Annotated in this window: 27 protein-coding genes; 25 read left to right on the top strand and 2 right to left on the bottom strand. The window is 46.0% G+C overall.

Going from position 1 to position 23475, the window contains the following annotated elements; genetic code table 11:
• The first annotated feature begins 107 nt into the window (after nt 1-107).
• From U6B65_03670 to U6B65_03605, 14 genes are all read left to right on the top strand, one after another.
• A complete protein-coding gene (locus U6B65_03670) occupies nt 108-1844 on the top strand; it encodes a polysaccharide biosynthesis protein (GenBank protein WRS28239.1) in 1737 nt (578 codons plus the stop codon).
• Between the two features lie 48 nt (nt 1845-1892).
• Nucleotides 1893-2687 carry a nucleoside triphosphate pyrophosphohydrolase gene (gene mazG / locus U6B65_03665; protein ID WRS28238.1) on the top strand — a complete coding sequence of 265 codons (795 nt, stop codon included), beginning with the start codon at nt 1893-1895 and terminating at the stop codon, nt 2685-2687.
• A gap of 24 nt (nt 2688-2711) precedes the next feature.
• On the top strand, nt 2712-2987 hold the full coding sequence (locus U6B65_03660) for an HU family DNA-binding protein (GenBank protein ID WRS28237.1): 276 nt from the start codon (nt 2712-2714) through the stop codon (nt 2985-2987).
• Nucleotides 2988-3108: 121 nt separating this feature from the next.
• Nucleotides 3109-3351, top strand: a complete 243-nt coding sequence (locus U6B65_03655; GenBank protein WRS28236.1) for an RNA-binding S4 domain-containing protein — start codon at nt 3109-3111, stop codon at nt 3349-3351.
• 256 nt (nt 3352-3607) lie between these two features.
• Entirely contained in the window at nt 3608-3862 is a 255-nt protein-coding gene (gene yabP, locus U6B65_03650; protein WRS28235.1) for a sporulation protein YabP, read from the top strand.
• Between the two features lie 20 nt (nt 3863-3882).
• A complete protein-coding gene (gene yabQ / locus U6B65_03645; protein WRS28909.1) occupies nt 3883-4455 on the top strand; it encodes a spore cortex biosynthesis protein YabQ in 573 nt (190 codons plus the stop codon).
• Nucleotides 4422-4712 carry a septum formation initiator family protein gene (locus U6B65_03640; protein ID WRS28234.1) on the top strand — a complete coding sequence of 97 codons (291 nt, stop codon included), beginning with the start codon at nt 4422-4424 and terminating at the stop codon, nt 4710-4712. Before yabQ ends, U6B65_03640 begins: the two co-directional genes overlap by 34 nt.
• A 48-nt stretch (nt 4713-4760) precedes the next feature.
• Complete coding sequence (locus U6B65_03635; protein ID WRS28233.1) at nt 4761-5216, top strand: S1 RNA-binding domain-containing protein; 456 nt, start codon at nt 4761-4763, stop codon at nt 5214-5216.
• 103 nt (nt 5217-5319) lie between these two features.
• A complete protein-coding gene (locus U6B65_03630) occupies nt 5320-6480 on the top strand; it encodes an amidohydrolase (GenBank protein WRS28232.1) in 1161 nt (386 codons plus the stop codon).
• A gap of 14 nt (nt 6481-6494) precedes the next feature.
• Nucleotides 6495-7340, top strand: a complete 846-nt coding sequence (locus tag U6B65_03625) for a fumarate hydratase (GenBank protein ID WRS28231.1) — start codon at nt 6495-6497, stop codon at nt 7338-7340.
• 139 nt (nt 7341-7479) lie between these two features.
• The gene (gene raiA / locus U6B65_03620; protein ID WRS28230.1) at nt 7480-8004 is read left to right on the top strand and encodes a ribosome-associated translation inhibitor RaiA; all 525 of its coding nucleotides are present in this window, start codon (nt 7480-7482) and stop codon (nt 8002-8004) included.
• A 381-nt stretch (nt 8005-8385) separates the two neighbouring features.
• Nucleotides 8386-8592 (top strand): heavy-metal-associated domain-containing protein, encoded by a 207-nt coding sequence (locus U6B65_03615; protein WRS28229.1) that lies wholly within the window; start codon nt 8386-8388, stop codon nt 8590-8592.
• A gap of 249 nt (nt 8593-8841) precedes the next feature.
• Entirely contained in the window at nt 8842-9114 is a 273-nt protein-coding gene (locus tag U6B65_03610; protein WRS28228.1) for a TIGR03905 family TSCPD domain-containing protein, read from the top strand.
• A gap of 19 nt (nt 9115-9133) precedes the next feature.
• Nucleotides 9134-9778 carry a hypothetical protein gene (locus U6B65_03605; protein ID WRS28227.1) on the top strand — a complete coding sequence of 215 codons (645 nt, stop codon included), beginning with the start codon at nt 9134-9136 and terminating at the stop codon, nt 9776-9778.
• A 113-nt stretch (nt 9779-9891) separates the two neighbouring features.
• On the opposite strand, the gene U6B65_03600 is transcribed toward U6B65_03605, so the two are convergent.
• A complete protein-coding gene (locus tag U6B65_03600) occupies nt 9892-10647 on the bottom strand; it encodes a hypothetical protein (GenBank protein ID WRS28226.1) in 756 nt (251 codons plus the stop codon).
• A 374-nt stretch (nt 10648-11021) separates the two neighbouring features.
• On the opposite strand from U6B65_03600, the gene potA reads away from it, so the two are divergent.
• From potA to U6B65_03580, 4 genes are read left to right on the top strand one after another with little or no spacing between them, the layout of a single operon-like run.
• Nucleotides 11022-12071, top strand: coding sequence for a spermidine/putrescine ABC transporter ATP-binding protein (potA, locus tag U6B65_03595; GenBank protein ID WRS28225.1), 1050 nt, complete (start codon nt 11022-11024; stop codon nt 12069-12071).
• Nucleotides 12072-12890, top strand: a complete 819-nt coding sequence (locus tag U6B65_03590) for an ABC transporter permease (GenBank protein WRS28224.1) — start codon at nt 12072-12074, stop codon at nt 12888-12890.
• A gap of 5 nt (nt 12891-12895) precedes the next feature.
• The gene (locus U6B65_03585; GenBank protein ID WRS28908.1) at nt 12896-13720 is read left to right on the top strand and encodes an ABC transporter permease; all 825 of its coding nucleotides are present in this window, start codon (nt 12896-12898) and stop codon (nt 13718-13720) included.
• On the top strand, nt 13713-14927 hold the full coding sequence (locus U6B65_03580; GenBank protein ID WRS28223.1) for an ABC transporter substrate-binding protein: 1215 nt from the start codon (nt 13713-13715) through the stop codon (nt 14925-14927). Before U6B65_03585 ends, U6B65_03580 begins: the two co-directional genes overlap by 8 nt.
• 179 nt (nt 14928-15106) lie before the next feature.
• Here the strand turns inward: U6B65_03580 and U6B65_03575 are convergent, their stop codons facing one another.
• Nucleotides 15107-16312 (bottom strand): acetate kinase, encoded by a 1206-nt coding sequence (locus U6B65_03575; protein WRS28222.1) that lies wholly within the window; start codon nt 16310-16312, stop codon nt 15107-15109.
• A 1011-nt stretch (nt 16313-17323) separates the two neighbouring features.
• Between U6B65_03575 and spoIVB the strand changes: the two genes are divergently transcribed.
• The 7 genes from spoIVB (at nt 17324) to U6B65_03540 (ending at nt 23371) form a co-directional block, all read left to right on the top strand.
• Entirely contained in the window at nt 17324-18535 is a 1212-nt protein-coding gene (gene spoIVB, locus U6B65_03570; GenBank protein WRS28221.1) for a SpoIVB peptidase, read from the top strand.
• A 174-nt stretch (nt 18536-18709) separates the two neighbouring features.
• A complete protein-coding gene (gene spo0A, locus U6B65_03565) occupies nt 18710-19489 on the top strand; it encodes a sporulation transcription factor Spo0A (GenBank protein WRS28220.1) in 780 nt (259 codons plus the stop codon).
• Between the two features lie 620 nt (nt 19490-20109).
• Entirely contained in the window at nt 20110-20772 is a 663-nt protein-coding gene (locus U6B65_03560; protein ID WRS28219.1) for a ParA family protein, read from the top strand.
• Nucleotides 20773-20808: 36 nt separating this feature from the next.
• Complete coding sequence (locus U6B65_03555; GenBank protein WRS28218.1) at nt 20809-21021, top strand: 4Fe-4S binding protein; 213 nt, start codon at nt 20809-20811, stop codon at nt 21019-21021.
• Between the two features lie 4 nt (nt 21022-21025).
• Complete coding sequence (locus U6B65_03550) at nt 21026-22087, top strand: 3-methyl-2-oxobutanoate dehydrogenase subunit VorB (GenBank protein WRS28217.1); 1062 nt, start codon at nt 21026-21028, stop codon at nt 22085-22087.
• Complete coding sequence (locus U6B65_03545) at nt 22087-22836, top strand: thiamine pyrophosphate-dependent enzyme (GenBank protein WRS28216.1); 750 nt, start codon at nt 22087-22089, stop codon at nt 22834-22836. The genes U6B65_03550 and U6B65_03545 overlap by 1 nt, the downstream gene beginning before the upstream one ends.
• A 1-nt stretch (nt 22837) precedes the next feature.
• On the top strand, nt 22838-23371 hold the full coding sequence (locus tag U6B65_03540) for a 2-oxoacid:acceptor oxidoreductase family protein (protein ID WRS28215.1): 534 nt from the start codon (nt 22838-22840) through the stop codon (nt 23369-23371).
• Nucleotides 23372-23475: the final 104 nt, after the last annotated feature.

Raw genomic sequence — 23475 nt, 5'->3', positions numbered from 1 at the left:
TCAAATGGATTGAAAACCAAAGTGGTTTTCGATCATCGGGTAAAACCCGAAACGCAAAGCGTTGTTTGAGTATGCAGTGAGAATAACCACGAAGCGAGGTGTCGGTATTGCCGAAAGCGCAGCGACAGAATTTTCTGCAGGGAGCCATGATTCTCACGGCCGCTATGGTTGTGGTGAAGGTAATTGGTGCTGTTTATAAAATCCCCCTGACCAATATCTTGGGGGGAACCGGCATGGCTTATTTCATGACTGCCTACAGCATATTCAATATCATCAATCTACTTTCCACTGCCGGGTTTCCGGTGGCTGTTTCCAAAATGGTTTCGGAAAATGCCGCTCGGGGCCAATATAGAAACGTAGAAAAAATTCGGCGCCTTTCGGTGGCTTTTTTTCTCATTACCGGTGGGGTGGGGAGTCTGACTCTGGTGCTGGGGGCCAAAACCTTTGTTGGCTGGGTGGGCAATCCCAATGCGTATCTGGCGGTGCTGGCTATTGCTCCTGCTGTGTTTTTCTGCTGTGTTATGGCTGTTTTTCGAGGCTACGCTCAAGGGATGAGCAACATGCTGCCCACTGCCGTTTCGCAAATTGTAGAAGCGATCTGCAAATTGATTTTTGGTATTTTTTTTGCTTACCTGTTTATCCATCTGGGTTTAAAAGACTATGAAAAGACAGGTGCCGTATTTGGCCAAGTGGTTGAAAATGCGGATGCTGCAAAGCTTGCGGTTATGCCCTATGGAGCCGCAGGTGCAATGCTGGGGGTTAGCGTGAGCACCTTGGCCGGTGCTGTGTATTTGCTTGTTACCGCTAAAAAGAGCAAACTGGCGCAAAGCAGAGGGCCTTCCGGTGAGAAGGTGGACAGTGCCTCCCGTTTGCTCAAGTCTCTGCTGCTCATTGCTCTGCCGGTGTGCGCAGGCTCTCTTATGGCGCAGCTAACCTCGGTGATCGATCTTGTATCAATCATGAAGCGGCTGGAGACGGCTGTTGCTCTGGGTGGGGATACGGTTCGGAGCCTTTACAGTGGGCTTCTTCCTCCGGGCATTGCCTCAGAAGATCTGCCTGTGTATCTTTACGGCTCCTATTCGGGGCTTACTATCTCCATTTTCAATTTGGTGCCGGCTATCACCAGTGCCTTTGGAGTCAGTGCACTGCCCTCCATTGCCTCCAACTGGGCCTTGGGCAGGCGGGCAGCAGCGGGAGAGAATATTCGCTCGGTAGTCAAACTGGCGGCGCTCTTGGCCATTCCGGCTGGTTTGGGAATTGCTGCTTTATCCCACCCGATTCTCAGCCTTCTTTATTCCAACCGCATTCAGGAGGTGGCAATTGCGGCGCCTCTTTTGCGGATTATGGGTATAAGCGCCGTTTTTCTGGCGGTCAACGCTCCTTTAACCAGCATCCACCAGGCCATTGGCAAGGTACATGTTCCGGTGCTTTTGATGTCTGTGGGTGCTGTTCTCAAGCTGATAACCAACTATATTCTGGTGGCTATACCGTCTGTTAACATCGGCGGAGCCCCTTGGGGAACGTTGGTTTGCTACGGTTTTATTTTTATCGGCAGCCTGATTTCCCTCAAAAAGCATACAGGACTTGACCTGAAAATAAAATCTACTCTTATAATCCCTTTAATATGCGGAATACTTTGCGGTTTGGCTGCCCATACTTCCTTTGGAATACTCAGCAGCCGGGTTGATTCCCGGTTTGGGGTGTTGCTTTCCATTGGAATTGGGGGTGCCATTTATCTCGTTTTTATATTATTATTAAAGGTAATCACCCGCGAAGAGGCATTGTTGCTTCCAAATGGCAAAAAAATTGCGAAAATACTTGAAAAACTCTCCTTTTTAGGTTAAGATAAGTTAGGTTTTATAAAATGCGGTTTTGCTTTGAGGATGTATAAAATGGCTTTTATGTTAAAGGATAGTTATACCATAGAAGATCTGCTTGCGATCATGGCCTTGCTCAGGGGAGAGGGCGGTTGCCCTTGGGATCGAGAGCAGACTCATCAAAGCATTCGCCAGAATTTTATAGAAGAAACCTACGAGGCTGTTGAAGCCATTGACAGCGGCGATACCGCTCTTCTCCGTGAGGAGCTGGGTGATGTTCTGCTGCAGGTGGTGTTTCATACCCGTATGGAGGAGGAACAGAGCAGCTTTGACTTTGGAGATGTCTGCAATGATATCTGTAAAAAGCTGATTGTTCGTCACCCGCATATCTTCGGAGATGGTAAAGCCGATACAGCCAAAGAGGTTCTCAGCAACTGGGAGGATATCAAAAAGCAAACCAAGGGACAAACCACACAGACAGAGGTTCTGGAAAATGTGCCGAGAGTTTTGCCTGCTTTGATGCGCAGTGCCAAAGTGCAGCACCGTGCCGCAAAGGTTGGGTTTGATTATCCCGATGTAGAAAGAGCCTTTCGGGATATGCGCTCCGAGGTGGAGGAACTGGATCAGGCTATAAAGGAACAGTCTTCCGCCCATATTTTAGAAGAGTTGGGCGACTTGCTTTTTAGTGTTGTTAATGTAGCCCGCTTTTTGGAGATAGATCCGGAGTATGCTCTGGGAAAAGCTTGTGATAAGTTCATTCACCGCTTTTCGGTTGTAGAAGGTTTGGCCAAGGATCGGGGTATTAATATGCCCGGGAGCTCTATTGAGCTGTTGGATACCCTCTGGAGAGAGGCAAAAATAAAAGAATAATCAAATTTATGGAGGTTATTTAACATGACAAAAGCAGAATTGATTAGTGCTGTAGCGGAAAAATCCGAACTCACCAAAAAAGATAGCGAAAAGGCGGTTACTGCTGTTATTGAAGCCATTACCGATGCTCTGGTTAATGGCGATAAGGTTTCTCTGGTTGGTTTTGGCACCTTTGAAGTAAAATCCCGTGCTGCCAGAAAAGGCATCAACCCCAGAACCAAGGAGCCCATGCCCATTCCTGCCAGCAAGCTGCCTGCGTTTAAAGCCGGTAAAGCCCTTAAGGAAGCTGTCGCTGACTGATTGGTATATTGATCAGAGCCGCCTTGTTTGGGGCGGCTTTTTTCGCATTGTACCATAAAGAAGCAGACTTTGCTTTCGGGTGCTTTGCAGAGATTATGCCAGAAAAGGACGGAAAATCCCCATGCGTTTGGATAAATATTTAAAGGTATCCCGCCTGATTAAGCGGCGTACCATTGCCAATGAAGCCTGTGATGCCGGGCGCATCAGCGCCAACGGAAAAGCAGCGAGGGCTTCTTATGAAGTAAAGCCCGGCGATCTGCTGGAAATTCAGCTGGGTGCCCGTGGCCTCAAGGTTCGTGTGCTGCAGGTTACTGAGCATGTGAATAAAGAGGGTGCCAGTGAGCTTTACGAAATTGTTGAATGACTTTCCATAATGATGAATCCCCTTCTGGTGCAGAAGGGGATTTTCTATTGGGCCTATAGATTCTGCACAATCAGGGGGAAGTGAAAAAATCCGCATGGTGCCTTTTGTTAAAGCAATGGACAAAGCCAAAATAAACGTATTTTAAGTTTGGTGCGTATACCTCGGCCTTTTTTTGCATATACATGCTGTAGCCCTGCAAGAAGCAAATGAAGGGAGCGGTGTGAGCAACATGGCAGACGAAAAAAGAGTCCTGAAAATGCAGCATAACATTATTATGGAAAACCGCAAAAACCTGACCATCAGCGGTGTGATGGATATTGACAGCTTTAATGAAGAAACGGTGGTCGCCTTTACCGAGCAGGGGGAACTGACTGTTCGGGGGAATAATCTGCATATCAATAAAATTGATGTGGATACCGGTGAGCTGACCATGGAGGGAGAAATTGATTCTCTCAGTTACAGCGATCAAAAGCCCAATAAGGGCGGCTTTTTTGCCAAGCTATTTCGCTGAAAAGGGGAGAAGAGGCTTTGGTGGTATATCTGGCAGACCAAACCATCACCTTTTTGCAGTCGCTGCTTATTGGGGCCGCATTGGGCGTTTTGTTTGATTTTTTTCGCATCAGCCGGGTGGCAGCGCCTCTAAGCAACGGGATCATCTTTGCAGAAGACATGCTGTTTTTTCTGCTGTGTGGGGTAGTCACCTTTGGGTTTATGATGCAGCAGGTGGATGGGCAAATTCGTTTTTTCATTCTGGTGGGAGAGCTGCTCGGTTTTATTCTTTATTATTTTACGGCTGGCCGGCTGGTTATGAATATTTCCAAAGTGATAATCCGGGTGATAAAGGCAATCCTGCGGTTTATTTACCGCTTTATTATTCGACCCATTTGGTGGTTGGTGTATCATTTTGTCAAAATAATACTTATGCCTTTCGGATATTTAAAAATAATTCTGAAAAAATGTATTAAAGCACTCAAATATCGCTTGAAAACAAGGGTTGTTCTATTGTATAATCAGTACAAAGACTTTCGTATAAAAAATCGTGGAAAGCCAAAAGTCAGGGAGTCGAAAAAATGGCGCAGAAGAAAAAACAAACTAAAAATTTAATAGTTCGTTTGATGCTCCTTGCCTTCGTGATTTATGCCTCGGTTGTTTTGATCGACATGCAGGTCTCGGTTGGCCAGCGCAAAAAGGAGCTGGCCCAGCTGCAGGTTCAATATGAGCAGCAGCGCATAGCCAATAAAGAGCTGGAACGCCAGCTTGCTATTGGTGACGATAAAGATTATATTGAGCGGGTGGCACGGGATAAGCTGGATTATGTGGCCCCTGAAGAACGTGTCTTTATCGATGTTTCCGGCAATTAAAAAGCAAGGATTTATGTTAGCAAATTTTTAGGAGGATTATTCTACAATATGCAGCTTGAGGTAGGAACTATTATCGAAGGTAAGGTCACAGGCATTACCAAATTCGGGGCATTTATCGAGTTGCCGGGCAACAAAACCGGGATGGTACATATCTCGGAGGTATCGACCACCTATGTGAAGGAAATCAGCGATTTCCTGAAACCCGATCAACAGGTTAAAGTAAAGGTTCTCAACATTGCCGGAGATGGCAAAATCAGCCTTTCCATCAAGAAAGCGCAGGATAATCCGCCCCCGCAGCAATCTTATCAGCCGCGGCGCTCTACCAGCGGCCCCCGGACAGATAACTTTGAATGGAAATCCCGCTCTCAAAGCACAGAGGGAATGCCTTTTGAGGATATGCTGACCAAGTTTAAGCAATCCAGTGATGATAAGCTGCTGGATCTTAAAAAATCCATTAACCTTCGCAAAGGCTCTACCAACCGCCGTGGAGGCTCTTCCCGTTAATTTGTTTTTTATTATAGGCAGGGGTGCCCCCGGGCACGTCTGCCTTTTATACTTGTCCTAAACCGCTCAGAGCGGTTACTGCACTTTTGGAGGAAAAACTGCCATGCTTTTTATAAATGCACAGCTTCTCACTATGGATGGACCCGATATACCCGAGGGTTTCCTTCTGATTAAGGGGGATAAAATTGCGGCCCTTGGCCCGATGACCGCTTGCCCCGACCAATATGGCGGCGAGATGATCGATTTGCAGGGCAAGCTCTTGCTGCCGGGCTTCATTGACGCACATTCCCATCTTGGGCTGTTTGGGGACAGCCTTGGTGTGGAAGGGGATGACGGCAACGAGGATACCGACCCCATTACCCCCCATCTGCGGGCGCTGGATGCCATCAATCCTTTTGATCGCTGCTTTGCGGAGGCCGCACAGTCGGGGGTTACCACCTCGGTGGTCAGCCCGGGAAGCGCCAATCCCATTGGGGGACAAATTTGTGCCATCAAAAATCACGGTCGCTGGATTGACCGTATGGTGGTCCGGGAGCCACTGGCTATCAAATTCGCCTTTGGCGAAAACCCGAAAATGTGCTATGGGCATAAGAATCAGGCACCTGTAACCCGGATGGCCACTGCCGCCTTGATTCGGGAGCAGCTGAGCAAGGCCAAGCGCTACATGGAAGATTGCGAGGCTGCGGCAGAGGACGATGAGCTGGAGGAACCGGAATACGATGCTAAGTGTGAGGCTCTTGTCCCACTGCTTTCCGGGCAGATTCGGGCGCATATCCACGCCCATCAGGCCTATGATATTCTCAGCGGCATCCGAATCGCCAAAGAATTCGGTTTTTCTTTTTCCCTCATCCACTGTACGGAGGGGCATATGATTGCGGATGTTCTGGCTGAGATGGGCGCGGATGTGATTTGCGGGCCTCTCATGGGAACCCGCAGCAAGCCGGAGCTGGGGAACATGGTTCCCGATAACTGCGCCAAGCTTGCGCAGGCGGGTATTCCCATTGCCATCTCCACCGATCACCCCGAGGTTCCGGCTAATTATTTGGTTATGTCTGCGGTTATAGCCGCCACCCATGGGCTGGACCAGCGAAAGACATTGGAGGCCATCACCTGCAATGCGGCTAAGGCAGCGGATTTATTTGACCGTATTGGCTCGCTGACTCCCGGTAAGGATGCGGATTTGGTGGTGCTTGAAGGGGGCTTGCCCCTGTCGGTGGAAACCAAGCCGGCTATGGTGTTTATCGACGGTTGCCGAATCGTATAGGAAGGGGAAGGGCTATGAGAGAAATCCACGCCTCGGATATTACCGCAGCAGTCAAGGCGCTGTGTATCCGTGCCAACAAGGAGCTGCCCCGCGATATTCAGCAGGCCTTGCATACTGCCTGCGGCCGTGAAACCCATCCCTTGGGCCAGCAGGTGCTTTCTGATCTGATTGGCAATTACATGCTGGCAGGTAAAGAGGATATCCCCATCTGCCAAGATACCGGCCTCGCTGTGATCTTTTTGGAGCTGGGGCAGGAGGTTCATATTACAGGTGGGAGCCTGTATGACGCTGTCAATGAGGGAGTGCGGCAGGGCTATTTGGAAGGCTATCTGCGCCTTTCGGTGGTATCCGATCCTTTGCGCCGTGTTAACACACAGGATAATACCCCTGCTATCATCCACACTCAAATAGTTCCCGGGGATAGCCTGCACATCACTGTGGCACCCAAAGGGGCAGGCAGTGAGAATATGAGTACAATCCGTATGTTCAATCCATCGGCTGGGGTGGATGCTATTTGTGCTTGGATTGTCGATTGGGTTAAAACGGCAGGAAGCAATCCTTGCCCGCCGGTTATTGTAGGGATTGGTATGGGCGGAAGCTTTGAAAAATGCGCTCAGCTGGCCAAGAAGGCTTTATGCCGCCCGGTGGGGCAGAGCCATCCAGATGCCCTGTATGCGGAGCTGGAGAGCCGCCTGTTGGGGGAAATCAACGCTACCGGCATTGGCCCTCAAGGCTTCGGCGGCGATACCACCGCTTTGGGCGTGCATATTGAAACCTTTGCCGCTCATATTGCCAGTCTGCCCGTGGCTGTAAATATGGGATGCCACGTTACCCGCCATGCATCTGTGACCCTAAAATGAAAAATATCTGAACTTTTTGTGTTTTTATATAAAACCGTTGATTGATTTGTGCCTCTTATGGTATACTATAAATAAGGTTCCAGTTGTTAAAGGCTTCAGGACAAGCTGGAACATTATAACAGAAACGAGGCGATGAATCATGACGGTACATATCACTTCAAGGAATACCACCATACGGGACCCTTTCAAAAAGAGTTTGGAGAAGAAACTTTCCAAACTGGATCGCTTTTTTGAACCGGATACAGCGGCTTATGTTACTGTAACCAACGAAGGCTCAAGAGAGACGGTGGAGGTGACTGTAAGAGATTCCGGCATGATCTTCCGGGCAGAAAAAACCACTGGCGACCGTTTGGATTCTCTGGATGCGGTGGTGGATGCTCTCTTTAAGCAAATTGTCAAAAACAAAACCAAGCTGGAAAAGAAAATGCGCAAGTCTGCTTTTGTCAATGACTATGAGCAGGATTATGTAGGTACTGAAGAAGATTACAAAATTGTGAAAACCAAGCACTTTAACCTCAAGCCCATGGATGTGGAGGAGGCAATTCTTCAGATGAATCTGCTGGGGCACAGCTTCTTTATGTTCCGCAACAGCACTCATGGCGAAATCTCGGTGGTTTATAAACGTCAGGGCGGCGATTACGGCCTTCTTGAACACGAAGAGTAATTGGTTCTAACCGCATTTGCAATAGTGCTTTTATCGTTGTGTCGACTTAAAACCGCAACGTGGTTTTAAACAGCATGAGTATACTTTCAAGGATGTCTGCTATAAGCAGGCATCCTTTTTTGTTTGCAAAATCCTTTGCATATTTTGGCTTGTGCATTTCATATCGGAATGGACACAATACAATCAGTCAGAATATTTTCTGATTGTTAGTTTTGTCTGTCGCACATCCATTGTGTGTCATTGACTATAGAAATCATATGAAAAACAAATTGCCCGGTAGAAAACCTGATCGATTATTTATACTATTTAAATGGTAATAGAAGCTGCATTTGCGAATGAATGCAGCATGTCCGGCATAAATATTGAAAGGAGCTTTTAAAGATGGAAAACGGAGTGATACTCCATGTGCAGGGAATCAACGATAAAAAAGATGAGGATGCAATTACCGCAGAAATTCAAGCAATCCCCGGGATTGAATTTGTCAGCGTGGATGGCAGACAGGGAATTGTGGCTTTAACCGGAGGTGATATGGATAAGCTCCAAATAGCCGATTTGATTGAAGGCTTAGGTTTTCCGGTCTTCTTTTAAGAGTCAGTGTGGTAGAAGCAGCGATGCCTTGCTAAAGACCACTCCAAAAACGGAAAATTTTTCGCTTCTCTTGCCTGAAACTGTCGAAAAGGGTATAATATGATAGTGTAGCTTTATATGCTCGAATGATCGCAACAAGCAGTCATTTGGGCTGCGGCGGCCCATATGTGCTGCCGTTACATAGGGCAGGGTCAATCCTGTATACCTTGCGAACTATCATTTTGGTATCTATTTTGGAGGAAAAATCTTATGAAATATATCTATTGCCCTACCGGTGTTTGCTCCCGGAAAATTGTGATAGATGCTGAGGGCGATATTATTCGAGACGTTCAGTTTGTGGGTGGCTGCAATGGCAATCTGCAAGGGATTTCCTCCTTGGTTAAAGGAGAAAGCATTCAGGCTGTGATTGATAAATTGGCGGGGATTTCCTGCTCGGGAAAAGGAACCTCCTGCCCCGATCAGCTTTCTCGGGCGCTTCGGGAGATGCTTGGGGAATCTGAGCAGCCTGCGCAGAAAATATAAAGATAAGGGTGACTGAATTATGTACATCACTTTGCTGCTTTTGTTGGCGCTTTTATCGTCTCTGGCCTTTTTTGCAAATCAGCGCAAGGGTTCACCTCTGATGTTTGCAGTGGCGGGAGATGAAGACATTAAAATAGCACCGGAATCCTTTTCTTCCCCTTTCCCTCGGGAAGATACGGCCGAGAGGGCTGCCCGCCAGTATATGCGCCAGCGGGAAACAGGCAATATAGATAAAGCCAGAAAATTGGGTGCAACCTTTGCCAAGGGTATCCTGGAAGGCACAATTATTTCAAGAGATGCAGAGCTGGATGCCCCCGATTATACCCAGCAGGTTCTTCTGTATTCTTATGTGGTGAATCTGGTGATACAGCATCGCTCACCCAATTCCATTTTATCTCAGACTGCTCTGAATGTATTTTATGAAATTCTGGAAGAGAGCTCCAAGGAGCTTTATGCCATCATCAGTGATATGGCTTCTTTCTCCTTTTATATTCTCTGCGAGCGCACCCATGCCAGCTCTGAGGAATGTGTGGGCGATGTTTTCGCCAAGCTTGCCAGCCGTCCTGGCGAGGAGTTTTATATTGAGCGGGGCAACAGTCTTTACCAGCGGTTTTACAAATACTGTCTCAAAGAGTTGGAACAGGTGGATTACATACTGGATTAAGCTTTTTCTTAAACGAATACAAAAAGAGACGGACGATCTGCGTAAGCAGAAAGTCCGTCTCTTTTTATGAGAAACAGGAAACTCAAAACCATCCCACGAAGGGAGAATGCAAGTTACACTTGGCTTAGCAGACTGCTGCGCCAATCATCGTATTCTTTTCCCTCGGAAAGAAGCTTCTTTTCTATATGTATGTGCGGGTATGCAGCAGTCAGCAGTTCTATAAATGCAAGCCCATTTTCCTCGGAAGCCTCCGCAGAAGCAGCCGTACCCTGACGGTTCAAAACAGAGATGCTTCGGCACCATATTTTGCGTTTGTTTACATAAAAAGACCATTGATAAAAACAAACGCCAACAATATCTTGGCATTTCATAATTTCATTTGCGGTGTTCCCCAGCCAGAGATAATCCTTTGTGAGAATGCCGTTCTGCTGCTCGGCGACAGCGGCTGCCAGCTTGCTCTTAAATCTTAGAATATAGCTGGAAGGCTCCATGGCCTGACGGTCAAATTCTTTCAGTTCCTCTTCGCTTAAGCCGGTTGAAATCATAGCTTTTTCTATGATCTCTCCCACACCCTTGCGAAAATTCTTTACAGAAAACACGATGCCGAGAATGCAAAGCAAAAAAAAGAAGCCTGTAATACTCAAAAGAATGATGCCTATTTTCACGCTTTCGCTATTACCTTCACCTGCATATCCGGCTGTCAAAGCAATCTCCCAAATAAGAACTGCTCCCAAGGCCGCCGCAAACAATACCAGCATCACCAACAAAATCACAGACGACTTCTTATTTTCAGTATTCAATCTTGCAAAGACGGAACCCTTGGGGTAATGCTTGCTCTTATAGTGGTCATTCATCTGTTCAAAATGCATTGCTATTTCTACCTCCTGAAATGTAATTGGTTATCAATACCATTTTATCATATTTATTGAACGATGTCATTTATAAAATTCATATTTATGTAATTATCATTATACAAGCTTTGCTTTTATAATTTTGCATTGTCTGTGAGACATCTACGGTTCTTAAAATAAGATGTATGATTTCTTTTTATAGCTGGCAAAATAATTGAAATTACTGAAGAAGGAAAACAGAGAAAAACCAGCAATTTATATAGCAAAACAGAACAAACAAGACTCTCCTTTAAGAAATTTCCGAAAAATCGCAGATTTTCTTGACTTTTTCCCGAAATATGTTATATTTTGTATTGAAATATAAATCGGAATATTTGAAGGAGGATGTATAGTTGGAAGAAAAAGTGCTTGTATCCTTGAAGGATATTTATGCGGATTATGATGACGAACAGGTGCTGGATGGAATTAATCTCGAAATTCACGACAAAGAATTCGTGACCTTTCTTGGACCCTCTGGCTGCGGAAAGACCACAACCCTGCGCATCATTGGCGGTTTTATGGATGCCAAAAAGGGCGATGTTTTCTTTGACGGAAAGAGAATAAACGATCTGCCGCCTCACAAGAGACAGGTTAACACTGTTTTCCAAAAGTATTCACTGTTTCCGCATTTAAACGTTTTTGAGAATGTGGAATTTGGTTTAAAGATAAAAAAGATACCTGAGAATGAGCGAAAAGACCGGGTTAAGCAAATGCTGGCGCTGGTTAATCTGGCTGGGTATGAATCCCGTAATGTACACCAGCTTTCAGGCGGTCAGCAGCAGCGGGTAGCCATTGCCCGGGCGCTGGTTAATCACCCGAAGGTTCTTTTGCTGGACGAGCCTCTAGGTGCGCTTGATCTTAAGCTCCGCAAGGAGATGCAGGTGGAACTGAAAAAAATTCAGCAAAGCCTGAACATTACATTTATTTATGTTACCCACGATCAGGAAGAAGCCCTCACTATGTCCGACCGGGTGGTGGTTATGAAGGATGGCCGTATTCTTCAGATCGGAACCCCGCAGGATATCTACAACGAGCCGGCCAATGCCTTTGTGGCGGATTTTATCGGCGAGAGCAACATTGTGGATGGTATGATGCTTCGGGATTATTATGTGGAATTTGCTGGCGTTCAGTTTGAATGTCTGGATAAGGGTTTTGAGGAAAACGAAAAGGTAGATGTTGTTATCCGCCCTGAGGATATTAAGGTGGTTCCCTCTCAGACCGGCCAGATTAACGGTTTAGTTGAATCCATTATTTTTAAAGGCGTGCACTTTGAAATGACTGTAGATGCCCATGGCATCAAGTGGATGATTCATTCCACCAAAAGTGAAGAAGTGGGGACGCTCATTGGTATGAACATCGAGCCAAACGATATTCACATCATGAAAAAAATGGAGGAGGCATAAATGAAATTAAAATGGACTGCCTCCCCCTATATTGTCTGGATGATCATTTTTATCGTTGTACCTTTGCTCTTGGTAGCGGTTTTTGCGTTTACAGATGGTGAAACCGGCGGCTTTACTTTGGCCAACATATCCCATGTCAGCGAATTTACCCCTGTGCTGATGCGTTCTATCTGGCTGGCGGCGGTGGCAACCATTGCCTCCCTTGTGATTGCCTATCCTCTTGCCTATATTATTTCCCGCAGCAGCGGCAGTGGCAGGAGAACGCTCCTGATGCTGGCCATTTTGCCCATGTGGATGAACTTTTTGCTGCGCACCTACGCATGGATGACCCTTTTGGAAAACACGGGGCTGATTAACCGCTTGCTTGGGTATATAGGGCTTGGGCCTTTTCAAATGATCAACACCCAAGGCGCTGTGGTGCTGGGAATGGTTTATAACTATCTGCCCTTTATGATTTTGCCGCTCTATTCCATTATGACCAAGATTCAGAATACAGCCATTGAAGCGGCACAGGATTTGGGTGCCAACTGGGTATTGGTTTTTTACCGTGTAGTGCTGCCTCTGAGCGCTCCTGGAATCCGCACTGGTGTGACTATGGTGTTTGTTCCGGCGGTGAGCACTTTTCTGATTTCTCGCATGCTGGGCGGCGGCGGCAACCTGCTCATCGGTGATTTGATCGACTTGCAGTTTCTCGGCAACGCCTATAACCCCAACTTGGGTTCGGCCATTTCCCTCGTGCTGATGGTGCTCATCCTTCTTTGTATGAGTATCTTCAACCAGTTTGGTGATGAGGAAGAAATGGAGGGAATGCTGCTGTGAGAAAAATGAAATGGTATGCTAAAACGTATATCAGCGTCATGATGGCGTTTTTCTACCTGCCCATTGTGGTGCTGATTGCCTATTCCTTTAACCAATCCAAGTCTCGGGCATATTTTACTGGTTTTACGCTGGATTGGTACAAAAAGCTCTTTACCAACGAAATGATTATGGGTTCTCTTTGGAACAGCTTGGTGATTGCATTGGTTTCCTCTGCCATTGCCTGCATCATTGGAACAGCGGCCGCCATCGGCCTTTCCAATATGCGGCGGGTTCCCAGAATGCTGGTGCTTAACTTCACCTATCTGCCTATTATCAACCCGGAAATTGTCACCGGCGTTTCCATGATGCTTCTGTTCGTGTTCTTCAAAAGCAAAATGAACATTCCGCTGGAATTCGGCTTTCCTACCTTGATATTGGCGCACATCACCTTTAACATTCCCTATGTGATTCTCAATGTCATGCCTAAGCTGCGCCAGATGGATCCCAGCATTTACGAGGCTGCACTGGATTTGGGCTGCAACGACTGGCAGGCCTTCAGCAAGGTGGTGGTTCCGGATATCATGCCGGGCATTGTAGCTGGGTTTCTCACCTCGCTGACCATGTCGCTGGATGATTTTATCATCAGCTATTTTGTTTCCGGTGCAACCTCCCAGACCCTGCCTATTACCATTTTTTCCATGACCAGGCGCAAGGTCAGCCCGGAGGTTAACGCTCTTTCGACTATTATTTTTATCATTGTTTTGACTGTGCTTTTGCTGGTCAACCTCCACGACAGCCGTGCTGAAAAGAAAATGCGGCGCCTCAAGACAGGGGGTGGAAGCATTGCGTAAATGGATGTCTGCGCTTACCGCTTTTGCCTTGATGATCAGTCTTTCAGTGCCGGCCTTTGCCGAGCTGAAAGAGCCTGTGGATGAAGAATATTACAGCCAGCTTCGTGGGCAGAATGTTTCCATCAATGTGTTCAACTGGGGCGAATATATTTCCGATGGCAGCAATGATTCGGTGGATATTAACAAGGAATTTGAAAATCTCACTGGCATCAAGGTAAACTATTCCACTTTTGCAACCAATGAAGAGCTGTATTCTAAGCTTCGCAGTGGGGGTGCCAGCTATGATGTGATCATTCCTTCAGATTATATGATTGCCCGGATGATCCGTGAGGATATGCTGCTGCCATTGGATTCTGAAAAAATCCCTAATCTGCGATATATTCTGCCTGATTTTTTTAATCCCATCTATGACCCGGAAAGCCGCTATTCCGTTCCCTATACTTGGGGCGTGGTGGGTATCATTTATAACACCACCATGGTGTTTGATGAGGTAGACAGCTGGGATATTCTGTGGGATGAAAAATATTATGGCCAGATTCTCATGTTTTCTAACCCACGTGATGCCTTTGGTATTGCGCTGGCCCGGGAGGGATATTCTCTCAACACTGAGAACAAGGACGAGCTGGCTGACGCTTTGGAGCAGCTTAAGCTGCAAAAGCCCTTGGTGCAGGCCTATGTCATGGATGAAATCTTTGACAAAATGCTGGGGGGAGAAGCGGCGCTGGCACCCTATTATGCCGGAGATGCAGTGACCATGATGGATGAAAATCCGGATTTGGACTTTGCAATCCCTAAAGAGGGAACCAATAAATTTGTGGATGCCATGTGTATCCCCAAGGGAAGCACGAATCCGCTTGCTGCCCAAATGTATATTAATTTTATGGCGGAACCGGAAATCAGCGCTGCCAACGGCGAATACATCGGCTATGCCATTCCCAATTCCGGTGCTCTTGAACTAATGGATGAGGAAGTGATCACTTCCGTTGCCTATCCGCCCGAGGAGCTGATGGATACTTTCGAGTATTTCAATGAAATGCCCAGAGAAACAAACCTGCTGATGGATTCCATGTGGACGCAGCTGCTCAGCACCAACGAGCAGTATTCCAGAATGCTGGTTCCTATGCTTCTGTTGTTTGGCATTCTCTTGTCGGTGGGGATCAATGTCTATCGTATGTTCAACAAAAAAAGGCGTCAGAAAAAATATTAAACTTTGCTATGATATACTCAAATAGATTGAAAACCATTTTAGTTTTCAATCATAGGGTAAAACGCGAAACGCAAAGCGTTATTTGAGTATGCAGTAAGAATAGGCTGCACAAATAAAAAGAATCGCCCGTTTCAGGCCGCAAACCTGAAACGGGCGATTCTTTTTATACATTCAAGACATTATATAGACTTAACAGTTTTAAAGGTATCGTTGGCTATAACCCATTCCTCGTTGGTGGGGATAACCCAAATATCCACTTTTGCATCAGGGCTAGAGATTCTGCCTACTTGCCGATTAAATGCCACATTGGCCTCTTGATCCAGAGAGATGCCCACTTCTTCAAGGTTTTCGCAAATCAGACGGCGCATATAATCAGAGTTTTCGCCGATGCCTCCGGTGAAAATCAGGGCATCCAGGCTGCCCATTTCAAAAAAATAGGAACCAATATACCGTTTGATCTGAACAGCGAAGATATCCAGAGTCAGTTTGGCTCTTTCATTTCCCTCAAGGGCCAGCTTCTCCAATTCATACTCATCGCTGGAAATCCCTGATACACCCAGCATACCCGATTCCCGGGCCAGTACATCCTCCACCTCATCGAAAGAAAGGTTTTCTTTTTTCATAATATAGCTCAGAGCGGTATAATCCACGGTGCCGGCTCGTGTTCCGCCCATAGGGCCTTCGCCAATACCAAAGCCGAAGCTGTTGTTGATGGATTTTCCACCTTTAATCGCTGTGATAGAGGAGCCGCCGCCCATATGGCAGGTAATCAGGTTCAGCTGGGAAATATCCTTTCCTGTATGCTGGGCATAGGCTTCGCTGACATATTGGTGAGACATTCCGTGAAAACAGTAACGGCGAAGATTGTATTTTTTATAGTATTCATAGGGGAGAGAGAACATGTAATTGGATTGGGGCATGGTCTGGTGAAAGGCTGTATCAAACACTGCAACCATAGGCAAATCGCTGCCAAACACTTGCCAGCAAATTTCAATGGTTCGTGCCTGCACCGGGTTGTGAAGAGGAGCCACATCACCCAGTTCATATAAAGTGGAAACGACTTCTTTATCAATGAGCACCGATTTAACGTATTTTGCACCACCCATAGCCAAGCGGTGGCCGATAGCGGCAATTTCCTTGATCGAACCAATGGCTTGGGTTTTCCCCGTGGTAAAAAGCTGTAGAATTTCCTCTAAAGCTTCTTTATGGGTAGGCAAACTCCTGTGGAAAATCTCTTTTTTTCCTGAAAGCCCCACATATTTTATAATACTCTCATTCAAGCCAACACGCTGGCAGTTTGCTTCGGCTAATGCCTGCTGAGTCTGCATATCATACAGCTTGCCCTTAAGTGATGAGCTGCCTGCATTTATTACTAGAATTTTCAAAGTTGCACCTCGTTTTTTTTAATCCCGGAATCCGAAATTGCTTTTGATTCTGCTGCAAAAGCACAGCCCACTGCCAAAAAAATTTACAGATACGGTAATTATTATACTGTATCAACCAAGGGATTGCAAGAAATAACTGGCAGTCTTCGACAGTATATAACACGGATGAACACTGTCTATAAAACAGATACTATAGTTGTATAGGTTTAAGACCACAATGTGGTTTTAAACAGCGGCAATCTGCCGCTAACCGACATAGGCGGTCTATACCCACTTCATACTCATCTGCACGCAATGCGTGTTTGCGGGCGAAGTCCGCAGATTCAAAATTGCATAGCAGTTTTGAATCTATATGAGTATATAGTTATATGGAATCTATGGCTACAACGATTTTTAGCCATTTTCTTGTAAAATGCCAAAATGCAAAATCTAAACCAATGCCATTGCTGCATTCATAAAACGACCATATAGAGTATCGCCTATTTTAGAATGCTCTCTTTTTTAAAAAGAGCTTTTTTATATCATACACTTCCAGATAACAATAAATTAAAAGAAAGATATACCAGAAATTCTTCAGCTTATTGCTTGATCCTTTCAAAAAAGATGGTCGGCTGTTATACTCGAGAAATGTTTTTGAAAAGCTAGAACCTTGTGACAAAACAGAGAATTTCAGGGTAATTGCAATAATTTTTACTCAAATAATCAAAGTGCCTTTGAGGCAAAGTAATTATACAGCGGCAGAATCTCTTTTAGAAAAACAGAGCATTCTAACCGCTTTGTTTATGAAAAGGCTTGAGTTTAGATTCTTATGGTTTTTAGACTCGAAGCCATTTAAATATTTTGATCGATAATTAAAATTTTTTATCATTTCCAGCAAAATTCGGAAATTGATAAGCAAAACATTCTCGCCAAGCCTTTAAAGGCAAATGCACATTTAATTGGTGTGTGTTTCCGAGAGTCATCGTTTCTTGGATAGGCAATAAGTATACACTTTAGGAGTGCAGCAAAAAAATGAAAAAAATAGTTAAAGGCTTGACTGGATTGTTATCCGCAGGTGTGGCCTCACTGATGACCCTGATCCTACTGGTTCAGTCCACACTTCCGGATAATTTTTATGTGGAACCAGGCAGTGAATTTTGTATTACTTCCAATCTTTTGATTTCCACCCGGCTGACTGATTTTTCGCCCAAGATTTATGACAGCCAAGGGGAGGCCTATAGCCTCCGGCTTAATCTTTTTGAAGAAGCCCCGGTGCAAGAGGTTCAAGCCCCTGCTTCCCGGCGTATCGTGGTTCCGGGAGGGGTTCCTTTTGGTATTACCATGTTTACTGAGGGCGTTATGGTTGTTGGCATGAGCGATATACAGGTGGGAACTGAAAATATCAATCCTGCTAAAAACGCAGGTATTAAAATCGGTGACATTATTCTCACCATGAATGATGAGCCGGTTACACGAAACTCGGATGTAGCCAGATTCATATCTGAAAGTGAAGGAGCCGAGGTTAAGTTCTCTATAGAAAGAGAAGGCAGCCCCCTGACGCTATATTTACAACCAATTCAATCGGAGTATGACAGCAGCTATAAAGCGGGTATCTGGGTTCGGGATAGTTCAGCAGGGATAGGGACTCTCACTTATTACGATCCGGAAAGCCTTTCCTTTGCAGGACTGGGTCATGCTATTTGTGATGTGGATACGGGTAATGTTATGCCGCTTTCCTCAGGAGAAATTTTAGATGTAAACATTTCGGGAGTAAATGCCGGACTTTCTGGAAAACCGGGGGAATTGAAAGGCACGTTTGCAGGAGAATCACCCATTGGTAAACTTAAGTATAACTGTGATCAAGGTATATTTGGCTCCCTCGTTCAACCTCTTTTGTGCGGAGACCCCATTCCAATGGCTTTTCGACAGGAGATTGTGCCGGGAAAAGCCACAATATTAGCCACTCTTTCGGGAAATAAGCCTCAAAGCTTTGAAATTGAGATAGAAAAGGTAAATTACAGTGGTAATTCGCCAACTAAAAATATGGTAGTTCGTGTGACTGATCCTACTCTTCTGGCAAAAACCGGGGGAATTGTGCAAGGAATGAGTGGTTCTCCAATTATCCAAAATGAAAAACTCGTAGGCGCAGTAACCCACGTTTTTGTAAACGATCCGACAAGAGGGTATGGTATTTTTGCGGAAATCATGGATGAAAAAATGAAATATGTCGAAAATAACGAATAATAGTGCATATAATATTGACATATTTACCAAAAAATGTATAATTTATAGGTAGTATTAATATTTGACAAACCCTTGTATTATCTTCCATAATATGGTAGTATCTTGTTAGCGGATATGGAAATATATGGAAAACAAAAAGAATGCGACAATTTAATTGTAAGTGAGGGAGAGAAAATGACAGCTAAGTGGAAGGTCCTTATTTCGGAAGACGACAAGGAATTCGTTGCAAAATGCACAGCAATCTTCAAAGCCTATGGCTATGAGACTGTTTTCGCATCCAAACATGGTATTAAGGTACTGGAAGCTATTCGAAACCAGCAGCCTGACATCGTGCTTATGGAGGTGTTTATGCCTCACTTAGATGCCATTGGTGTTATGCAGAATATTCAAAAAGATGAATCTGTTAAAACGCCTATTTTTATGACAATGTCCAGCTTTGACTCCCCGGCTATTGAAAAAGAACTGACAGCCTATGGTGCCACTTATTTTTTCCTGAAACCTTTGGATACCGATATCATGATTGAGCGTATTATTCAATTTTCCAAGAACCGCCAAAAATCTGTTGAGTCCGCAGTGACCCAGTCTAGTTCCCGTCAGCAACCCGATTTAGAGATTATGGTTACTGAAATAATTCATCAGATTGGTGTTCCGGCGCATATCAAAGGCTATTACTATTTGCGTGACTCTATTATTCTGGCTATCGAGCAACCCGAAATCATCAATTCCGTGACCAAACAGCTTTATCCCACTGTGGCTAAGAAGAACGGAACCACCTCCTCCCGTGTAGAAAGAGCAATTCGTCATGCGATTGAAGTTGCTTGGGACCGGGGCGATGTGGATACACTGAATTCTTATTTTGGCTACACCATTCATAATGGCAGAGGCAAGCCTACAAATTCAGAATTTATTGCTATGATCAGCGATAAGCTTCGTTTGAAACGTTCAGTGGCCTAAAATCCTTATGTTTGGGTAAAAATTATATTACAAATATTTCTTGGAGATTATGGACATTAAAGGTAAATATTAAAGCGGGCGTTCTTCTGAGGGAGACCGCCCTTTCTGAGGTTGTTCGTAAAATATGAATACATGGAGATTAGGTTAGCCGTATTTTTATGCGTTCATTCCATTATCAGACCCCCAAAATCCAATTGCATAACTCCTGAATTTAAAAAAGTGTAAAAGAAATCGCTTTGCTCATTCTTGAAATGGCATTAGAATATCCATTTTTTTGAAGTCGATGGAGATTTAGGAGGAGCCGATTATCTGATTTGCATGAAACGTGGCTAAATATCTTGTTTTAATAGACAGATTTTGTTATAATAATGTCTGGATTGATTGAGAACCTGAAAGCTCATTCAATCTGGGCATTGTTTTCTTGAGCATTTGTTTTACTGCTTTCTTCTGAAATCGATGCAAGGATCAATTGGCCACTGTGCTCTTATTGATTTTTTAATAAACGGGTCAAGCTTTTATTCCGTTTGATAAATTTCTATATGAATATTTATACGATGGCGGGTTACGAGCGGCTCACAGGCAAGCTCTGCCCGTTTTTTATATTTCAAGGAGGTGCCTGTTTGTATACTGTATTGCCCCGGATTGTCGTTGTAACCGGCCATTATGGCAGTGGAAAAACCAATGTTTCCATCAATATGGCAGTGGAGCTCAGTAAATTGGGGCGCCGGGTTGTTTTGGCGGATCTGGATGTCGTTAACCCATATTTTCGAAGCGCTGATTGGTCGGGTGAAGCTAAAAAGCTCGGCATTGAGTTAATTGCGCCTGCTTATGCCAGTTCGAATCTGGATATCCCGGCTCTGACAGGCCGGCTGGGTGCTGCGCTTGTTTCCGATAAAACAGTGATTATTGATGTTGGCGGAGATGATGCAGGGGCTTATGCCTTAGGGCGTTATTCGGCCGATATTGTATCCCAAGATTATGCCATGCTTTATGTAGTCAACGGCTTTCGATTTTTAACCCGTACCCCACAGGAGGCTGTAGGCCTGCTGGATGAGATTCACGGGGCATCTCGGGTTCCGGCTACCCATGTTGTAAATTGTTCAAACCTGGCAGGGGAGACAACCGCAGAAGATGTTTTGGGTTCGATTCCATTTGCGCAGGCGGCGGCTGATCAGGCTGGGCTTCCCTTATTGGGAACGGCTGCAAGAAGAGATATAGCGGCGGATTTGGCAGGTAAGGCCGCTGTTTTTCCTGTGGATATTTATGTTAAAACGCCTTGGTAAGGGCTTTTTATGGATGTAAAAGGGAGGTTGTCATATATGGCAAACAAAATGACAGTGAACGAGGATGTTTGCAAGGGCTGCGGCCTTTGTGTATCTGTCTGCCCGAAGAAGATCATTTTTCTGGACAAGCAGCGCCTCAATGCTAAGGGCTATAACCCGGCGACTGTGATCGAAATGGAAAAATGCATTGCCTGCGCAATGTGCGCACTTATGTGCCCGGACAGTGCCATTACTGTGGAAAAGGAGTGAGATTATGGGCGAGAGAGTTTTAATGAAAGGCAACGAGGCCATGGCGGAGGCCGCCATTCAGGCAGGATGCCGGCATTTTTTTGGTTATCCCATCACTCCCCAGACTGAAGTCAGTGCCTATATGTCCAAGCGTATGCCTAAAATCGGAGGCGTTTATCTTCAGGCGGAATCGGAAATTGCCGCTATTAACATGGTTTTGGGGGCGGCTGCAGCCGGTGTTCGGACGATGACCTCATCCTCTTCTCCCGGTATTTCCCTGAAAACGGAGGGGATCTCTTATATTGCGGGCAGTGATCTGCCCTGCGTAATCTTAAACATTCAGCGGGGCGGCCCGGGGCTTGGTGGCATTCAGCCTGCCCAATCGGATTATTACCAGGCAACCAAGGCTCCCGGACACGGTGATCTGCATGTCCTTGTGTTTGCTCCCGCCACTGTGCAGGAAATGGTCAATACGATTTTCACTGCCTTTGATCTGGCTGAAAAATACCGGATGCCTGCCATGATTTTGGGTGATGGTCTTTTGGGTCAGATGATGGAGCCGGTGGAATTCCCTGAGGTGAAAGCCGTTCCCTCTGAAAAGCCATGGGCCGCCTGTGGTCATAAAAACAAGCGGGAGCACAATATAGTCAACTCGCTGTTTTTGCAGGCCAATGAACTGGAGGCTAAAATTAACGAGCGCTTTGGCCGCTATGCTCAAGTGGAGGCCAATGAGGTTAAAGCTGAAACCTATCTTACCGACGATGCCGAGCTGGTTATCGTAGCTTACGGTGCGTCTTCCCGTATTGCCCGCAGTGCTGTTAATTCGGCTCGCAGTGAGGGCATCAAGGTGGGGCTAATTCGCCCCATTACCCTGTGGCCGTTCCCCAAGAAGATTATCAATGAGATCGGGCTGCGCTGCAAAAATGTTTTGGTTGTTGAAATGAGCATGGGGCAGATGGTGGACGATGTTCGCCTAGCTGTGGAATGCAAAGTGCCTGTGCATTTCTTTGGCCATACAGGCGGTATTATCCCCACACCAGCTGAGGTTCTTGCGCAAATCAAGGCAATCACAGGGGAGGCAAAATAATGGCTATTGTTTATCAAAAACCCAGAGATCTGGCGGATATGCCCCTGAGCTATTGCCCGGGCTGTACACATGGCGTGATTCACAAGCTGGTGGCGCAGGCCATTGACGAGCTGGGTCTGAGTGGCGATACAGTGGGTGTTGCACCGGTTGGCTGTTCTGTAATGGCCTATAACTTTTTTAAATATGATATGGTGCAGGCTCCTCACGGAAGAGCGCCTGCCATTGCAACCGGCCTGCGCCGGGCTTTGCCGGAGGGGATTATCTTCACCTATCAGGGAGACGGCGATCTGGCAGCAATCGGTACAGCTGAAACCGTTCACGCAGCCACCCGGGGAGAAAACATCACCATCATTTTTGTTAACAACTGCATTTACGGTATGACCGGCGGCCAGATGGCTCCAACCACTTTGCCGGGTCAGGTTACCCAGACCACGCCTTATGGCCGTGATGTGGCTTATTCCGGGCATCCCATTCGGGTTTGCGAAATGCTTGCCACTCTGGATGGCGTGGCCTATGCCGAACGTGTTGCGGTCAACAGCATCCCTAATATCCGCAAGGCGCAGGCCGCTATTAAAAAGGCTTTCACCCTGCAATCCCAGAAAAAGGGCTTTACCATTGTGGAGGTTCTTTCCACCTGCCCCACCAACTGGGGGCTGACTCCTGTGGAGTCTCTGGGCTGGGTGAAGGATAACATGATTCCTCATTATCCTCTTGGCGTTTACAAGGATATCACAAAGGAGGCCGAATGAGATGGAATCACTAAATATGATTTTCGCAGGCTTTGGTGGTCAGGGTGTTCTGTTTACAGGAAAGATCGTGGCCTATGCGGGACTTCTGGCGGGTAAAGAGCTTTCTTGGCTGCCTTCCTACGGCCCTGAAATGCGGGGTGGCACTGCCAATTGCAGCGTTTGCCTTTCGGATGAGCCGATTGGTTCTCCTCTGGTAACGGAGCCGGATATTCTGGTGGCTATGAATGGGCCATCCTTTGATAAATTTGCCTCCACAGTGGCTCCCGGCGGCAAAATTATCGTGGATTCCACCTTGGTGGATCGGGAGATACAGCGCACCGATATACAGTTGTTTAAGATTCCAGCTTCCCAGCTTGCCATTGACGAGCATCTGGAAGGCATCGGCAACATGATCCTCTTGGGAAAGGTTCTCAAGGAATCAGAATTTGCTTCTATGGAAATTGTAGAGAAGGCTGTATCGAAGTGTGTTCCCGCAAAAAAACAGCATCTTTTAGAGCCAAATATGCGGGCGATTAAATTGGGAATGTCCTTATAGCATTTAGCACTGCACGTGCTTTTAAGATGGATTTAGTATCTCCCTCGTCCAAGGCGGGGGAGATAACTGTTTATCTGGAAGCTTGTCCGCTATATTTTTAAATC

Source organism: Oscillospiraceae bacterium MB08-C2-2, from assembly GCA_035621215.1.
Lineage (GTDB): Bacteria > Bacillota > Clostridia > Oscillospirales > Ruminococcaceae > WRAV01.
Note: the sequence above shows the minus strand (reverse complement) of the source record. Positions and strands in the feature narration are given on the sequence as shown.

Bases quoted from the DNA above. Each gene is read 5' to 3' on its own strand.
- mazG (WRS28238.1), top strand. From the start codon at position 1,893: ATGGCTTTTATGTTAAAGGATAGTTATACCATAGAAGATCTGCTTGCG.
- U6B65_03660 (WRS28237.1), top strand. From the start codon at position 2,712: ATGACAAAAGCAGAATTGATTAGTGCTGTAGCGGAAAAATCCGAACTC.
- U6B65_03655 (WRS28236.1), top strand. From the start codon at position 3,109: ATGCGTTTGGATAAATATTTAAAGGTATCCCGCCTGATTAAGCGGCGT.
- yabP (WRS28235.1), top strand. From the start codon at position 3,608: ATGCAGCATAACATTATTATGGAAAACCGCAAAAACCTGACCATCAGC.
- U6B65_03640 (WRS28234.1), top strand. From the start codon at position 4,422: ATGGCGCAGAAGAAAAAACAAACTAAAAATTTAATAGTTCGTTTGATG.
- U6B65_03635 (WRS28233.1), top strand. From the start codon at position 4,761: ATGCAGCTTGAGGTAGGAACTATTATCGAAGGTAAGGTCACAGGCATT.
- U6B65_03630 (WRS28232.1), top strand. From the start codon at position 5,320: ATGCTTTTTATAAATGCACAGCTTCTCACTATGGATGGACCCGATATA.
- U6B65_03625 (WRS28231.1), top strand. From the start codon at position 6,495: ATGAGAGAAATCCACGCCTCGGATATTACCGCAGCAGTCAAGGCGCTG.
- raiA (WRS28230.1), top strand. From the start codon at position 7,480: ATGACGGTACATATCACTTCAAGGAATACCACCATACGGGACCCTTTC.
- U6B65_03615 (WRS28229.1), top strand. From the start codon at position 8,386: ATGGAAAACGGAGTGATACTCCATGTGCAGGGAATCAACGATAAAAAA.
- U6B65_03610 (WRS28228.1), top strand. From the start codon at position 8,842: ATGAAATATATCTATTGCCCTACCGGTGTTTGCTCCCGGAAAATTGTG.
- U6B65_03605 (WRS28227.1), top strand. From the start codon at position 9,134: ATGTACATCACTTTGCTGCTTTTGTTGGCGCTTTTATCGTCTCTGGCC.
- U6B65_03600 (WRS28226.1), bottom strand. From the start codon at position 10,647: ATGCATTTTGAACAGATGAATGACCACTATAAGAGCAAGCATTACCCC.
- U6B65_03590 (WRS28224.1), top strand. From the start codon at position 12,072: ATGAAATTAAAATGGACTGCCTCCCCCTATATTGTCTGGATGATCATT.
- U6B65_03585 (WRS28908.1), top strand. From the start codon at position 12,896: ATGAAATGGTATGCTAAAACGTATATCAGCGTCATGATGGCGTTTTTC.
- spoIVB (WRS28221.1), top strand. From the start codon at position 17,324: ATGAAAAAAATAGTTAAAGGCTTGACTGGATTGTTATCCGCAGGTGTG.
- spo0A (WRS28220.1), top strand. From the start codon at position 18,710: ATGACAGCTAAGTGGAAGGTCCTTATTTCGGAAGACGACAAGGAATTC.
- U6B65_03555 (WRS28218.1), top strand. From the start codon at position 20,809: ATGGCAAACAAAATGACAGTGAACGAGGATGTTTGCAAGGGCTGCGGC.
- U6B65_03550 (WRS28217.1), top strand. From the start codon at position 21,026: ATGGGCGAGAGAGTTTTAATGAAAGGCAACGAGGCCATGGCGGAGGCC.
- U6B65_03545 (WRS28216.1), top strand. From the start codon at position 22,087: ATGGCTATTGTTTATCAAAAACCCAGAGATCTGGCGGATATGCCCCTG.
- U6B65_03540 (WRS28215.1), top strand. From the start codon at position 22,838: ATGGAATCACTAAATATGATTTTCGCAGGCTTTGGTGGTCAGGGTGTT.